Here is a 15,898-nt window from a genome sequence, read left to right as displayed (position 1 = left end):
TACTATTGATAATAATTTGCATTTGCAATAGTGTGTAAGGCTTGGAGATCGTGCTGGTATTGCGCGCAACGGACAGGGATCGGGGATACATCAATGGCATCCCTTGCCGCAGCCGATTTTCTATTCCGACTACACAAAAACTACAACCGCCTTTCCCCCATTCGGCGAGGGAGGGCAGCAAGGTAGGACACTCAAATGAAAAGCAAGCTATCACGTTATTCTTTGGCCACTCTTATCGGCTTGGGATTGGGCGCGTCCGCGTTCGCCAACGCCGCGCAGCAGACCGACACCCCCACCACGGAAGAAAACAGCGGCACAGCGGATAAAAAGCCGCGCGGCGAAGACACCATCGTCGTGACCGCCGCCCGGCAGAACCTGCAGGCGCCGGGGGTATCCACCATCACCGCCGACGAGATCAAGAAACGCCCGCCGGCGCGCGACATCAGCGAGCTGATCCGCACCATGCCCGGGGTTAACCTGACCGGCAACTCCACCAGCGGCCAGCGCGGCAACAACCGCCAGATCGATATCCGCGGCATGGGCCCGGAAAACACCCTGATTCTGATCGACGGCAAACCGGCCTCCAGCCGCAACTCGGTGCGTCAGGGCTGGCGCGGCGAACGTGACTCACGCGGCGATACCGCCTGGGTGCCGCCGGAAATGATCGAACGCATCGAAGTGCTGCGCGGCCCGGCTGCGGCGCGCTATGGCAACGGCGCCGCGGGCGGCGTGGTCAACATCATCACCAAGAAGGCCGGCGATGCGCTGCACGGCTCGCTGAACGGCTACTTCAACGTGCCGCAGCACAAGCAGGAAGGCGCCACCAAGCGTACCGATTTCAGCCTGTCCGGCCCGCTGAGCGATTCCCTGAGCTTCCGCCTGTTCGGCGGCTACAGCAAAACGCAGGCCGACGCCTGGGACATTAACGAATCGCACAAATCCGAACGCGTCGGCGCCTACGCCAACAGCGTGCCCGCCGGGCGCGAAGGGGTGGTCGATAAAAACATCGACGCCTTGCTGCACTGGGATTTCGCCCATCTGCAGTCGCTGGAGTTCGAATACGCCTATGGCCGCCAGGGCAACCTGTACGCCGGCGATACTCAGAACACCAACACCAACGCCCTGGTACAGAGCAACTACGGCAAAGAGACCAACCGCATCTACCGTGAAACCTTCGGCCTGACCCACCGCGGCGCCTGGGACAACGGCGTGAGCACCAACAACTACGTGCAGTTCGAACGCACCCGCAACACCCGCCTGAACGAAGGCTTGGCCGGCGGCACCGAAGGCATCTTCGATACCAAGAACACCGGTTTCGGCACCACCAAGCTGGATGACTTCCTGGCGCACAGCGAAGTCAGCGTGCCGTTCGAGCTGGGCGTCGCGCAAACCGCTACGCTGGGTACCGAATGGAGCCAGCAACGGATGAAGGACGGCACCTCCACCAGCCAAACGCTGATGGGCGGCACCATTCCCGGCATGACGACCGGTACGCGCAGCCCTTACGCTTCCGCGCATATTTTCTCGCTGTTCGCCGAAGACAACATTGAACTGACCGACACCACCATGCTGACGCCGGGGCTGCGTTACGATCTGCATTCGGAATCCGGCAACAACTGGAGCCCGGCGCTGAACCTGTCGCAGGAACTGGGCGACTACTTCACGCTGAAGATGGGCATCGCCCGTTCCTACAAGGCGCCGACCCTGTTCCAGACCAACGGCAACTATCTGCTGTACAGCAAAGGCCAGGGATGCGCCGGTAGCGATACCAGAAACGGCTGCTACCTGCTCGGCAACGACGATCTGAAGGCGGAAACCAGCGTCAACAAAGAGATCGGGCTGGAGTTCCATAACGACGGCTGGCTGGCCGGCGTGACCTACTTCCGCAACGATTACCACAACAAGATTGAAGCGGGTAACTCCCGCATCGCCACCAGCAGCACCGGCACGGCGGTCTATCAGTGGGAAAACGTGCCGAAGGCGGTGGTGCAAGGGCTGGAAGGCTCGCTGAACGTGCCGGTCAGCGAGACCGTCACCTGGAGCAACAACGCCACCTACATGATCGAGAACAAGAACAAGACCACCGGCGATTACCTGTCGGTGATCCCGAAGTTCACCGTCAACTCGACCCTCAGCTGGCAGGCCACGCAGGATCTGTCGATGCAGTCCACCCTGACCTGGTACGGCCGTCAGAAGCCGAAGAAGTACAACTACCAGGGTAAACCGGCCACCGGCGGCGAAACCCGCGAGGTTAGCCCTTACGCCGTCGTCGGCGCCAGCGCGACCTATGATCTGACCAAAAACGTCAGCCTCACCGCCGGCATCGACAACCTGTTCGATAAACGCCAGTTCCGCGCCGGCAACGCGCAGAACGTCGGCGATCCGAACACCGGTGCGATCAACATCGCCGGTGCGGGCGCGGCCACCTACAACGAACCGGGCCGCACCTACTACATGAGCATCAACACCCACTTCTGATGACATGAACCAACGACAAAGGGGTGCTCAGCACCCCTTGAGGTAAATGACAAAGCGGATGACGTTGCCGGGCTTTCATTAGGCGACAGATAGAAAACAAGGAAAATCAATTCATTGATTTTCGGCTGATAACCACAAAGGAGGAAAAACCACGCTTTTTCCTCCTTTATCAGCCACGAGAAAGGGCGCCGCGGCGCCCTTTTTTTATCTTTCCATTCAGTTATTTGGTGTGTAGCTGAATGCGCACCACGCTTTCGGCTGTGCCGGCCTTGGTGGCAGCGCCGTCGTTTTTCACCGTTACGAACAGCGCATCGCCTTTCGGATCCAACGCCAGGCTGTTAGGGTGCGGCGGCAGGTCTACAGTTTGCAGGCGCTTGAGGGTCTTGGCGTCGAACACCGTCAGCGTCCCGGCGCCGTGATCCACGCGCACGCCCTTGCGGTTGGCGACATACAGCCGCTGGCTGCGCTCGTCGAGCAGCAGACCGATCGGCACTTCATCCGTCAGTTCGCTGGCCAGCACCTTGCCGCTGTCCGCATCCAGCGCGAACACCCGGTGGCCGCTGCTGCGCTTCACGTAGTCGCGCCCCAGATGATGGTTGCGGTAGTCGTCGCGGTCGATGCCCTGATCGACGCCCAACAGGCGGTTGCTCGCCGGGTCATACACCAGGTTCAGCAACTGATCGGCCTGCACCTCGTGCGTGGCGGCGATCGCCAACGTGTCGGCGTTCAGGGTGATCACCTGCCCCTGCATGTTGGAGACGAACACCCTGCGGCCCTTCTCATCCAGCGTGATGCCCACCGCGTTGTAACCGAAGCCCGGGATCACTTTCTCCAGCTTGCCGGCCTTGGTATCGACCACGTACAGCACGCTGTCGACGCCGAAGCCCAGCCCCGGCAGGAACAGGCGGCCGCTTTGCGCGTCATATTTAATCTCGCGGATGCGGTACAGGTAGTCCTCAGTGATCTTGAACTTCTTCAGCTCCGCCAGCAGGAAATCCAGGCGCTTGCCGCTGATGCCCGCCTGCTTGTAGGCCTGCTCCAGCACCGCTTTATCCAGCAGCTTGATGCTGTCGAGCGCATGGTTGGTGGTGGTGTCCACCACCCCGACTTCGCCGTTGAAGGCCTGCGTCAGGTACAAACGGTTTCCCGCATCGTTCAGCGCCACGCCGAAGCCTTTCACCTTCAGCGGGATCTCCGCCTTGATCGCCAGGGTGTTGGGATCCAGCCGCAGCACGCGGGAGCGCGCTTCTTCCTTCCAGTCCGGCGCGCTGACGAACAGCGCCTGCTGCGAGGTGCTGTAGGCCATCTCCACCACCGCCGACGACAGCGCCTGGCGCTTGATGTCCTGCGGTTTGATGCCGGCATCGTCCGCCTGCGCGGCGCCGGCGACCACCAGAGAGGCCGCCACCAGCAGCGACAGTAACGCGCGCGGGGTTGCTAGGGTTCCAGACATCCTTTTATCTCCTTGAAAATCATGCTTTCGGTTAGAGTGAAACAACGTCATGCCTGCGGCCCGGGCGGCAGCGCCGCCAGAGCGATATCACCAGCGATGTGCTGTGCAAACTGGGTAAAGACGTGCTGAACGCCGTCGGCGATCAGAGTGGCCTGCTCCCGGCTGTAGTGATCCTGGCGATAGGTCATCATCACCCGCAGGGATTTCTTCCCGGCCAGATCGTCTTCCATCACCTCAAACTGCAGGCCGAGCAGCGATTCGGCTTTCTCCGGCTCCACCTGACGGTAGGCGATCGCACGGCCGTCCTGCAGCCGGAACTCGCCGTTCAGCTTGATGCGGCTGTGGATCTGGATGAACACTTCGAACATGTGGTTTTTGCGGTCGGCATCCACGCCGAACAGCCCTTCTTCCACCAGGTCGATCGGAATGTCGGTGTACGGCAGCGAGCCATTGATGGTGTTTTTCACCTGACTGACCAACCCGGCGACCGTCAGCCCTTCGTCGAAGCGCACGCGGTGCACCACCACGGTGGTGAAGTAGCCGACGGTATCGAAGAACTCGGCGTCGTTACGGCCGGAGGTCGAGGTGCCCACCAGCAGATCCGCCGGGCCGCCCAGCAGGCGCAGCGCCGAGGTAATCCCGGCATACACTACGTTAAACAACGAAGCGTTGTTGCGGCGAGCGAGCTGATACAGGCCTTCCGCCACGGCGGGATCGACCTCGAACTCCAGCCAGCCGCCGTTGACGTCCGCCGGCGCCGGCACCGCCGGATGGGTGGACGGTTCTTGCCGGAAGATCGGCTGGCCGACCGGCGCGCCGCGCAGCGCGTCGAGCCAGTAATCCAGATGTTGCTGCTGCACCCCCGAGGCCCGCTGCTGCCGGGCGAAGGTGTGGAACTGCGGCGGCTGTCCGCTCCACTGCGGCACCTGGCCGACGACGCGATGGCGGTAGGCGACGCCCAGCTCATCCATCATCAGGTTGAGCGACCATTCATCCAATACCACGTGGTGGAACAGCAGCGACAGCAGCTGCTGGCCGTTGTCCGCATCGCGCAGCAGCGTGACGCGCAGCGGCAGCTCGGCGGCCAGATCGAAACGGTGCTGGCCGGCGTCGGCCAACAGGGCGGCGGCGTTGCCCGCCGGCGTTTCCTGAGAGAAGCGGAACCATTGGTAATCTGACAGTTCGGCAGCCGGCACCACCACCTGCACCACCTCGCCCTGCTGCTCGACGAAGCGTGAACGCAGCACGGTATGGCGAGTCATGACGTCGATAAACGCCTGACGCAGCGCCGTTTCATCCACCTCATCGAAGAAACGCAGAGAGAACGGCAGGTTGAAGATCTCGTCATGACCAAAGGCTTCATACACCTTCCACAACGATTCCTGCGCCAACGACAGCGGCGCCTGCGCCCGATCATGATCGTCGGCGGTCGTCGGTGCGGCATTCGGCTGCGCGACGTTCAGGCGTTTGGCGTACCCCGCCAGCCCGCGCGCCGTGGGATGGCTGAACAGATCGTTAATATTGATTTCGATCTGATGCAGGCTCAGCAAGCGGCCGATCACCCGGGTGGCGACCAGCGAATGGCCGCCGCGATCGAAGAAGTCTTCATCCAGGGTCATTTCCGGGGCCACCAGCGCCTCACGGAACTCCTGCAAAATCAGCGGCGCAACGCTTTCGTCCGCGTCGCCGTTCGCCGCCGGCGCGGCCATCGCCGGGGAAGCGGACTCAGCCACCGGCAATGCGACGGCAATTCGCTGCCCGGCCAGGAAAGCGCTGAACTGCTCCAGCAGGAAAGGCGCCGCGTGCGGAGACAGGCGCGGGTCGGTGACCAGCTCCAGCGTCAGCGCTTCCGCCTCGGGCAAGCCCAGCAGCAGCGCCAGTTCAAACGGCGTATGCAGCGGCGGCAGCAACAGGCGTTCGGCGTGAACGCCTTCCAACCGCCACTCTGCGGTCAGATCGTCGCGCCACGCCACCAGCAGCTGTGCCCGCTGCGGATCCGGCTGTTCAGCCACGGCCTGCGCCAGCAGCCGCTGCCCGATGTCGCCCTCGCCATGCTGTACGGTCAGGCGCATCAGCGGCGGCGCCGTCAGGCCCAGCTCCAGACCGACGCACTCCGTCGTCTCCGCCGCCGGCACGCACAGCTGCACCGCTTGGCCGCCGGCCTGCGCGGCGACGAACTCGGCAAAACGCGCCGCCACCGCCGCCATCAACGCCCGCGGCGTGTCGTTGGCGGGCAACAGCGAGCGCGCAATGCGCGTGACCACGCGCGCGCCCACCGGTGGCAACGCTTCAACACGCTGCGCCGGGCTGCGATAATCCTGCAGCGCGACCGCCTGGCGCGCCCAGGGCAGCTGTGGCTCCGGGGTTTCCGGCGGCTCGACCGGCTCCGCCGCGAAAGGCAGAGGCATCGCATCTCCGTTATAACGGGCGGACAACATCGCCGGCAGGTGGCGCCACGGCAGCGTTTCCGCCAGGATGTCATGCAAGACCGCGCCCAACATCACGTCACCGCCCGGCGTGAGCAACAGCAAGAAGCGCAGCGGCGCTTCGCCTTCCAGTTCAAACGGCGCCGCCTGCGCCTGCAGCAGGCAATCCATGGCGTGTTGTTCATCCGCCACCTGACGCAGGCTCACCGGCAACGGCGCCGAATCGGCGGCGCGTTTAATCAGACCGTTTTCATCATCAAAAACGTAATGCACGTTCACGCCCGGCGTTTCCCGCACCAGCGCCTGCAGCGCCGCCGTCAGTTGGGCGATATCCACCTCTCCCGTCAGGCGCCAGGCCAGCGCCCGCTGCCCGCGTGCGTCACCCTGCTGCAGATGGGCAAACCATGCCCGTTCTTCGGCTTCGCTTACCGGCCGCTCGCCGTTCGCCGCCCCCGCGCCCAGCGCCTGAAACGCGCTCTCCAGCCGCTGGGCCTCTTCATCGCTCAGAATGCTGTCAAAATCACCGATCACTGCGTTATCTCCTTTGCCCGGCCGTGCCGGGATAGCGCATAAAACGGGGGACATTCGTCCCCCGTCACCGCGATAGCGTTAGAAAGTCAGCTCAACCGCTGCGCCGACCAGGCGGCCTCGCTGGAGCGTCGCCGTGTAAATGTCATTGCTTCTGACCATCTCGCGGCGGTCGGAATCAAACAGGTTTTTCGCATACAGCGTGGCGCGACCGTAGTCAAAGGTGTAAGCCAGCTGGGCGTTGGCCGTCCAATAGGAGCCGATGCGCCCGCGCGAGTCGTTGTCGTATTGCGAATAGTAGGAGTCGGTAAACGCCACGTTGCTGCTCAGCTCCCACCCTTTCAGGAACTGATATTTGGCGCCCATGTTGGCGGTGTAAGCCGGCGCGCGCGCCAGCTCATGCCCTTCCACGCCGCTGCCCGAGAACTTCTTGATGTCGGTTTTCAACAGGCCGAGGTTGCCGAACAGTTCGAAATCCCAGCGCGGCTGCCAGGTAGCGCCGATTTCCGCGCCGTAGGTTTCCACCTTGTCGGCGTTGCGGATCACGCTGGAGTTCTCGCCCAGCGAGTACGGCAGCTGCATATCCTTGTAATCGTTGTAAAAGATGTTACCCGTCAGCACCACGTTGGCGTCTTTCAGGTGATGGCGGGTGTACAGCTCGTAGTTCCAGACATACTCGGAACCGTAGGTGTAGCTGACCACCGGCGTACCGATCGTGATGCCGCCGCCGCCGGCGTTATAGCCGCGTGCGATCTTGGCGCCGTAGGTTTGGGTATCCGTCGGTTTCCAGGCCACGTCCAGCTTCGGCAGGAACACGGTGTAGGTTTCATCGAAATCGATGCGCACCGCCTGGCTGCCACCGTCTCGGCGACGATGTTCGCGCTCCAGACGGCTGGCGGCGGTCACATCCACCTGCGGCGTCAGCGCATAGGTCAGCTCGGCGAACGCCGAATGGGTATCGGTCTTATCCTTGAAGGTCGAGCCGCCGAAGATGTTGACGAACTCATCCTGCGTGCCGTGGAAGTAACGCAGCCCCGCCAGCCCGTGCAGGCGGCTGTCCGCGCCGCCGAAGCGCACCACCGGCTCCACGTGAACTTCCTGGCCGTCGATCTCGGCATAAGGCTGGCTGTAGGCGGTCGGCCGATTGATATTGAAGTCGGTGTAGATAACGCGGTTTTCCAACGTCAGTGCGTCGGACTGCTCCCAGGCCAAATCCCAGATGGTGCTGTTCATGTTGCTTTTGAACACCGGCCGACGCGACTCGTAACGCGGATTGGTCGGATGTGGCTGCGGGTTGAGGCTTTCGTTCTGCGGCGCGGTGCTGCCGAAGTGGTTGAAGGTCAGCTTGGTGGTCAGATCGCGCAGGCCGGCCGGGTTGAACAACAGCTTGGCGCGGGCGGTGGTGGCTTCCACTTCGCGCGGATCGCCCACCGGCGCATAGGCCGGCAGATCGGCTTCGCTGCGGCGGCGCTGGCGATCGACGCTGACGCGGAACGCCAGCTGATCTTCCACCAGCGGGCCGGACGCCATGGCCGCCAACTGTGAAGAGTGCTGGTTGCCGGCCCCGCCCTTGAAGGCGCTTTCCCACTCGAAGGTCGGATCCTTACTGGCCATGACGATGGCGCCGGCGATGGCGTTGCGCCCCTGGATGTAGCTTTGCGGGCCGAGGAACACTTCGACGCGATCCAGATCCCACAGCGACTGCGGACCGAACGCCTGTTCGTTATAAGTCAGCGAACGGCCGTCCAATGACAGATTGAGGCGCGGGCGGGTGCCGCTGAGGAAAGCGTTGGCGCCGACGTTCGGGCCGGAACCGTCGATGCCGCGCACGGTCGGCAGTTCGTTGCCGATGCCCAGATCCACCACGTTGGGGGTCATGCGCAGCAGATCGGGGATCTGCACCGCATCGGGCATCGAGGCGATGCGGTTGCTGTCGAACACCTGCACGCTGGAGCCGGTGTCGAAAATGGACCGTTTGATCTTCTCACCGGTGACCAGCAGCGTTTCCGCGTCCTGGTAGGTTTCATTGCTCTTCGTTTCCGCCGCGTTGACGTTACCGATCGCCAGTGAACAAACCCCTAAAAATACGGAGGAAAATGCCCCAATGGCTTTCAACCCCGCCTTTTCCCCGTTTCCTACGCTTTCATGCCGTTGAGCCGCAAAATGCTTGCCCATAGATGTCTTCTCCTTTCATCCCAGAGGTGCACAAAATTTGATTTTTTTTTACACAACCTACATCGACACTCACACAGATCATGACGCTGCGGCCTTCCCGGCCTTGCTGTTGCTTATCCCTGCGGCAAACCCATGTCTTTCGCGGCCGAACGGGCGCGGCCCCGTCCACGGCCAAGCCGCCGGCGGAGCGGCCGGCAGCTTGTATAAAAACGTAAAATAATGTTAATAATGATAATATTTTGCATTTTCTAATGCAAATCATTATCAATAAAGGTGTGAGGGCTGACAAGATAACTGCCAGAAACCCTTATACTTTCGCAGGAAAAACGAGCGCTGTAATAACAAGCAATCATTTCAATGCTAAGAATAATATAGATAAATTATTCACACCCAACGCCCTCTCTGCTCGGTATTGCTAAAACGCCTTATAGATAGCACCCGTGCGCCAAATGGATCAAATAATAATAATTTTCATTCCTATTAACATTTGGATATATTCTTGCAGTCTCGTTGGCTGAATCAAAATGGATACCCGATGAAAGCGTTAACCACGATGCAGGCCGCCTATTGGGTAGGCCGACAGTCCGCTCCCCCTCTGGGCGGCATGGCCGCCCACCTGTATGCGGAGTTCGACGGCGGCGAGCTGGATGCCGCTCGGCTGCGCCAGGCCGTAGAGATGTTGTACCTGCATCATCCGCTGCTGCGCCTGCGCATTACCGACGATGGCCGACAGACGATCGCGCCCCCCAGTCCCCGGCATACCTTGCATCTCGACGACTGGCGACACGCCGATGAAGCGACGCTGGCGGCCGCGCTCGCCGCCAAACGCCAGGCGAAAAGCACCCAGCTGCTGCCGCTGGAACAGGGCGTTCCCTGCGATATCAGCCTGAGCCTGCTGCCGGAAGGGCGCAGCCGCTTGCACGTCGATCTCGACATGATCGCCGGCGATGCCATGAGCTTTCGCCTGCTGATGGAGGATCTGGCGGCGTTTTATCACCAGTGTCCGGCGGCGCCCTCCCATGACGCGCCGCCGGCCTACTTCGATCACCTCGAACGACGCAACGCGGACGAGGCGCTGCGCCAGCGGCGCGAACGCGGCCAGCGTTGGTGGCGTGCTCGCCTGGCGCAGGTGCCGCCGGCGCCGCGCCTGCTGCGCACGCCGGATCGCTGCCGCAGCGATCGTTTGGCCATCCAGTTGAATGCAGAAGAAAGCCGTGCGCTGGAGAGCGTGGCCAAGCGGCACCACACCTCCCTCTCGACGCTGTTTCTGGCGCTGTTCGCGCTGGCCGTCGGCCAGGGTTGGAACATGACGCGCTTCCGGCTCAACGTGCCGCTGTTCCACCGCGAGAGCGAACGGGAAGACGCGCATCGCCTCGTCGGCGACTTCTCTAATCTGGTATTGCTCGGCGTGGAATTGAACCCGGCGGAAAACCTGAACGCCTTCTGCCAACGCCTGATGGCGCAGCTGGCGGAGCTGATCGAGCATGCGGATTATCCCGGCGTCAGCGTGATGCGCGATCTGTCACGCCTGCACGGCAGCCTGCAGCCTTCGCCGGTGGTGTTTACCGCCGGTTTCGGCATCCGCGGCAAGACGCTGTTTTCCGAACGGGTCGCCGACACCTTCGGCCCTCTCGGCTGGGTCATCTCTCAGGGGCCGCAGGTCGCGCTGGATGCACAGGTCGCCCACGTCGACGACGGCATTCTGATCAACTGGGACGTGCGGCTGGACGCGTTTCCCGAGCACGTGTTGCCACGCCTGCTGGCCTGTTACCGGGCGCTGCTGCACCTGGCCGCGCGGCAAGCGGGGGCGTTCGATCGCCCGCTGTCGCAACTGCTGGCGCAGTGTACCCCCGACGCGCTGGCGCAGCAGGCGCCGGTGCGCCAGGTGTTGCACCGCCTGCTGGCACGGGTGGCTCCCGAGGCCGGCTTGCACGACCACGACGATATCCACCGCTTGGCCCTGCCGGATGCTGGGGTGAACGCGCTGCTAACGGTGCTCAACAAATATCTGGCGGCGGCGCTGACGGCGCAGGATCTGGCGGCGCATCCCTCTCCGGCGGCGCTGGCGGCATTGATCTGCCAACGCTCGCCCGAGGCAGGACGGCATGCGAAAACGCTGCTCGCCGCGCTGGCGCCGCAGCACTGAGATCGGTTTCCGGGCGCGCGACGTCCGGCACGTTTTAATCGGTTAGCGACTATAGGGAAGCACCATGGAGACACCATTAACCGCACTGCAGCAGGCCTATCTTCTCGGCCGCAGCGATCGATGGCCGCTCGGCGGCGTGGCGATGCACGACTTCCGCGAATACCGCGCCCGGCAGCGGGATGTGCCGCGCCTTGAAGCGCGCCTGGCCGAGCTGGTACAACACTACCCGGCGTTGCGCACCTGCATCGATGTGCAGCGCGGCACGCAGCACGTGCGCCCGGAAATCACGCTGCATCTGGATCGCCACGACCTGCGCTCGCTGGATGACGAAGCGGCGCAGCGCCAGACGGAACAACTGCGCGAGCGTTACTCCCACCAGCGCCACGATCCGAGCCAACCGCTGTGGCGCATCGCCGTGATCCAACTTGCCGAACAGCAGGATCCGACAGGATCGCCGTACGATACGCTGATCTTTACCAGCTTTGATGCCTTGATCCTCGACGGCCAGGGGATCTCCGCCGTGATCGCGCGCCTGTTCGACGATCGCCCTCTGACGCCGACCGCCGCCGCGCTGCCGCCCCCTGCGGCATCGGCGGCGCAACGCCAGGCCGATGCCGCCTATTGGCGCGAGAAGCTGCAGGATGTCACCACCCCGTCGGCGTTGCCGTGGCGCGCCCCGCTCGCCAATCTCACCGCATCACGCTATCGCCGCGCCACCCTGACGCTGCCGCACGACACGGTCAAACAACTCGGCCGCCTGGGATCGCCGCATGCGCTGCTGCGCAACAGCCTGCTCTCGGCGCTGATCCTCGATACGCTGGCCCACTGGACCACCGACGGGGAGCTGTGCGTCGGGGTGCCGGTGGCGTTCCCCGCCGCCGACGGCGCGCTGGGCAACGCCTCCAGCTTCGTGGCGGTGCGCTATTCGCGCTATGGCGAAGACTTTATCCAGCGCGCGCAAGCCTTGCAGGACGATGTGCTCGGCGCGCTCGATCACCTGGCGTTTTCCGGCGTCGATCTGGCGCGTCAGTTGCTCGGCCAAAGCCAGGGCGGCCCGGCGCTGCCGGTGATCCTGACCAACTGTTTGGGTTGGGAAACGCTGCCGGCCGAGGCGCCGGTGCGCTTCCACGATGGCCTGACCCAAACGCCGCAGGTCGCCATTGATATCCGTCTGACGCAGGACAGCGAAAAAAACCTGCAGCTGTGCGTGGATTACGCCGAGCAGGCGCTGCACGGCGAGCAGGTAGCGGCCATGCTGGCGGCCTTGCAGCGGCGCATCCTGCACAGTTGCCAACGCGCCGATCTGGCGATCGCCCCGCGAGATTTCATCGATCTGGCGCATTACCGCCACAACGACAGCGAAGCGAATTACGCGCCTTATCCTTATCTGGCGCAGCTGGCCGAGCGGCTGTTCGGCGCGCATAACGGCGGCAACGCGCTTATCTGTGGCGAGCAGACGCTGACCTATCGCGAGCTGGGCCAGCGGATCGCCACGGCGATCGCCAACCTGCAGAGCCGCGGCGTACAGCCGGGCAACGTGGTGGCGCTGTATTTGCCGCGCAGCCCGGAACAGATCATCTTCAGCCTCGCCTGCGCCCTACAGGGGGTGATCTGGGTGCCTATCGACATCAACTCGCCGCCGGAGCGCACCGCCTACCTGCTGGAGAACTGCCGGCCGACGCTGGTGGTGCACGGCGGCGATCTGGAGACGCCGATCGGCGTGACGCCGGCTACCCTGCTGACGCCGACAGATCGCGCGCCCGCGCTGCCGGATGAACAGGCGTTGGCGGAACGCAGCGCCAGCCAGGCCGCGAGCTATTACCTGTATACCTCCGGCACCACCGGTAAACCCAAGTGCGTGGTGCTCAACAACCGCGCCACCGCCAATGTCGTGCACCAAACCCAACAGCGCTGGAGAGTCACCGCCGACGACGTCTTTATTTCCGTGACGCCGCCACACCATGACATGTCGATGTTCGATCTGTTCGGTTCGCTGTGCGCCGGCGCCACGCTGGTGCTGCCGGCGCCGCATCAGGAAAAAGACGCCATCAGTTGGAACCAACTGGTGGAAAAACATCGGGTCAGCCTGTGGTGCTCGGTGCCCGCCATTCTGGAGATGCTGCTCACCTGTAAAACGGCCGACAGCCTGCGCTCGCTGCGCTTGGTGGCGCAGGGCGGCGACTACATCAAGCCGGCGACGGTGCAAACCCTGCGCACCTTGCGCCCGGATCTCGCGCTGTTCTCACTCGGCGGGCCGACCGAAACCACCATCTGGAGCATCTGGCACCCGATCGCCCCGCAGGAGAGCGGCACCGTGCCTTACGGCCGCCCGCTGCCGGCCAACCGCTATTTCATCTGCCATGACGACGGCAGCCACTGCCCGGCCGGCGTGGTCGGCCGCATCCATACCACCGGGGTCAATCTGGCGTTGGGCTACCTGGAGCAGGGGGAGCTGAAGCAGCACGACTTCGTCACCCTTGCAGGGCCGGACGGGCAGCCGCTGCGCGCTTTCCGCACCGGCGATCAGGGCTATTACCGTCCGGACGGCAACATCATGTTCGCCACCCGGGTGAACGGCTATGTGAAGATCCGCGGCGTGCGCGTCTCGCTGCCGGAAATCGAAGACGTGCTGCGCCGCCATCCGGCGATCCGGGATATGGTGGTCGTGGATTATCCCAGCGGAGAGAACAACGAGGCGGCGCTCGGCGCCCTGTATCTGACCCGCGACGGCAAGCCGCTGCCGCTGTCCGAGATCCGCGCCTTCGCCACCGGCTATCTGCCCTGTACCCATATTCCCACGCGCTTTATCCACGCCGAGGCGCTGCCGCTGTCTGCCAACGGCAAAACCGACCGCCATCGCATCCGCGCCGACCTGAGCCAGCGGCAAACCGCGCCGGCGCTGAACGCCTGCGCAGCCCCGCCGCCGAACGCGCCTTTGGCGCGCAGCGCAGAGATCCTGACCATCTATTGGCAGGCGATCGGCGTGACGCCGCGCCCGGAATGGGGAGAAGAGACGGCGTTTATCGCCATGGGGCTGAAGCTGCCGCATATCAAACAGGTGGCGGAGCGCCTCAATGACGCTTTCGGCACCCGGCTGGGGAGCAGTGCGCTCTTGCCGTGCAAGAATGCGCGCGAAGTGGCGGCGTTACTGACAAGCTGAAGCCACATCACTCGGGCGGGGATATCCCCCGCCCGCAGGTTATCAGGCGGGCAATGCCGTCAGGGCCGCGAGCGGTTGCTCCCAGGCTTCCCGCTGCAGCGCGCGCAGCAGAAATTCTTGCAGCGCCTCGCCATAGTCCAGCGCATCCTCCGTCGGGAACTGTTCCAGATAAATATCGATATCCACCTGCAGATCGCGGGCGTCGGTGCGGCCGCGATACGTCAGGTTGAAACCGTCGCCCGAGCCGCCGGCCAAAACGCGCCGGGCGCCGCGACAGCCGACAAAACGGGGCGCATCGAAGGGTTGCACGTTGATGAAGGGAGAAATAAAGAAGCGCGAGTTCGGATCCACGCCGCGATCGGCGGCCAGTTGGCGCAGACGATAGCCGGCGTGGCTGCGCAGCTCGCGCAGCTGCTGCGTCAGGGTGGTCAGAAAGCTCCCCAGCGTCTCCATTGGCGACGGCGATACCAGCAGCGGCAGGGTATTAACCGCCAACGAAGGGACGTTGGTGGCGGCTTGCCCGCGGCGATTCATCGCCGGCATCCACATCGGCAACGCATCGCCCTGCCGGGCGTGGCGCGGCATGACCTGAAACAGCCAGGCCGCCGACAGCGCCACCAGCAAGTCGGGCCAATTGATGCCACTGCGTTCCGACTGCTGCGCCAGACGTTGCGCGACTTCTGTCGGCAACCGACGGTTGACGCTCAGGCGTCGCACGCCATACTCCCCGCCGCCCTTACGCACCGTCGGCAGCGCCTGCGACGGCGGCAGATAGGCCTGCCAAAAGCGCCGATCGCGCTCGCAGCGTTCAGAATCGACGTAGGCCAACTCGGCCTGTTGAAAGGGGGCGAAGGCGCCCAAAGGGATGCCCGCGCTCCCCTGGCCGAGGTAGTGCGCATAGAGCGCGGCGCAGCGGTGCTCGATTAGCGCCATGCCGAAACCGTCGACCAGAATATGGTGCGCACGCACGTACCAGAGGTAACGCTCCGGTCCCAGCTTCAGCAGCCAGGCGGCGGCTAACGGTTCGCGGTGCAACGCCCGGTGCTGCGCGATATCCTCGTGCATCAGGCTTTGCGCCGCCTGCCAGGGATCGCGATGCGTTTGCAGATCGATACGTTGCAATGGCGGTATGCGCTGTGGCTCGTGCCGTAGCGACGGTGGATGGTCGCCACGCCGTTCGCCAAAGCGCAGGGCAAACGCCTGCGTCTCGGCGAGGGTGGCGGCGATCGCCCGGCAGAGCGCCGCTTCCTCTATTGCGCCGCACAGTTCGGTGCAATGGGCGACGGTGGATAAGGTCTGCCCAGGGTGCAAGGTGTATTCTTCCCAGAAATCAAGCTGCGCTGGCGCCAGCGGCAACCATTCAGAGGCCAAAGCGGTGTCCGACATGTTACCTACCTTTGATAAGCCTGAATAAAAGCGCCGAATGGGCGATACCCCGCCGTTCAACGGCTTTTGTGTGTCTCCATACATCATCAAATGAAAATGATAATAACATCTATTATCATTTCCAATAATTTGGTAACACTTTAGAT

7 protein-coding genes are annotated in these 15,898 nt (G+C 63.3%); 3 read left to right on the top strand and 4 right to left on the bottom strand.

All coding sequences use genetic code 11. The features are described from left to right. Window positions 1–195: 195 nt before the first annotated feature. A complete protein-coding gene (locus tag ACMGG9_RS00080) occupies window positions 196–2,478 on the top strand; it encodes a TonB-dependent siderophore receptor (RefSeq protein ID WP_060660058.1) in 2,283 nt (760 codons plus the stop codon). Window positions 2,479–2,698: 220 nt separating this feature from the next. On the opposite strand, the gene ACMGG9_RS00075 is transcribed toward ACMGG9_RS00080, so the two are convergent. From ACMGG9_RS00075 to ACMGG9_RS00065, 3 genes are all read right to left on the bottom strand, one after another. Then, window positions 2,699–3,931: a YncE family protein gene (locus ACMGG9_RS00075; protein ID WP_197845399.1), complete on the bottom strand. Its 1,233-nt coding sequence runs from the start codon at window positions 3,929–3,931 to the stop codon at window positions 2,699–2,701. Window positions 3,932–3,978: 47 nt separating this feature from the next. Next, the gene (locus ACMGG9_RS00070; protein WP_414161801.1) at window positions 3,979–6,888 is read right to left on the bottom strand and encodes a condensation domain-containing protein; all 2,910 of its coding nucleotides are present in this window, start codon (window positions 6,886–6,888) and stop codon (window positions 3,979–3,981) included. Window positions 6,889–6,966: 78 nt separating this feature from the next. Further along, window positions 6,967–9,060, bottom strand: a complete 2,094-nt coding sequence (locus tag ACMGG9_RS00065) for a TonB-dependent receptor (RefSeq protein ID WP_213588309.1) — start codon at window positions 9,058–9,060, stop codon at window positions 6,967–6,969. Window positions 9,061–9,595: 535 nt separating this feature from the next. Here ACMGG9_RS00065 and ACMGG9_RS00060 point away from each other — a divergent pair. Continuing rightward, window positions 9,596–11,206, top strand: a complete 1,611-nt coding sequence (locus ACMGG9_RS00060) for a condensation domain-containing protein (protein WP_262825735.1) — start codon at window positions 9,596–9,598, stop codon at window positions 11,204–11,206. A gap of 64 nt (window positions 11,207–11,270) precedes the next feature. Further along, window positions 11,271–14,366: an amino acid adenylation domain-containing protein gene (locus ACMGG9_RS00055; protein WP_197781932.1), complete on the top strand. Its 3,096-nt coding sequence runs from the start codon at window positions 11,271–11,273 to the stop codon at window positions 14,364–14,366. 42 nt (window positions 14,367–14,408) lie between these two features. On the opposite strand, the gene ACMGG9_RS00050 is transcribed toward ACMGG9_RS00055, so the two are convergent. After that, window positions 14,409–15,752: a condensation domain-containing protein gene (locus ACMGG9_RS00050; RefSeq protein ID WP_414161800.1), complete on the bottom strand. Its 1,344-nt coding sequence runs from the start codon at window positions 15,750–15,752 to the stop codon at window positions 14,409–14,411. Window positions 15,753–15,898 lie beyond the last annotated feature (146 nt).

It is taken from the genome of Serratia sp. BNK-10, from assembly GCF_047456065.1.
GTDB classification, from domain to species: Bacteria; Pseudomonadota; Gammaproteobacteria; order Enterobacterales; family Enterobacteriaceae; genus Serratia; species Serratia ureilytica.
The sequence above is the reverse complement of the archived record's forward strand: the minus strand, read 5'-3'. Positions and strand labels throughout refer to the sequence as shown.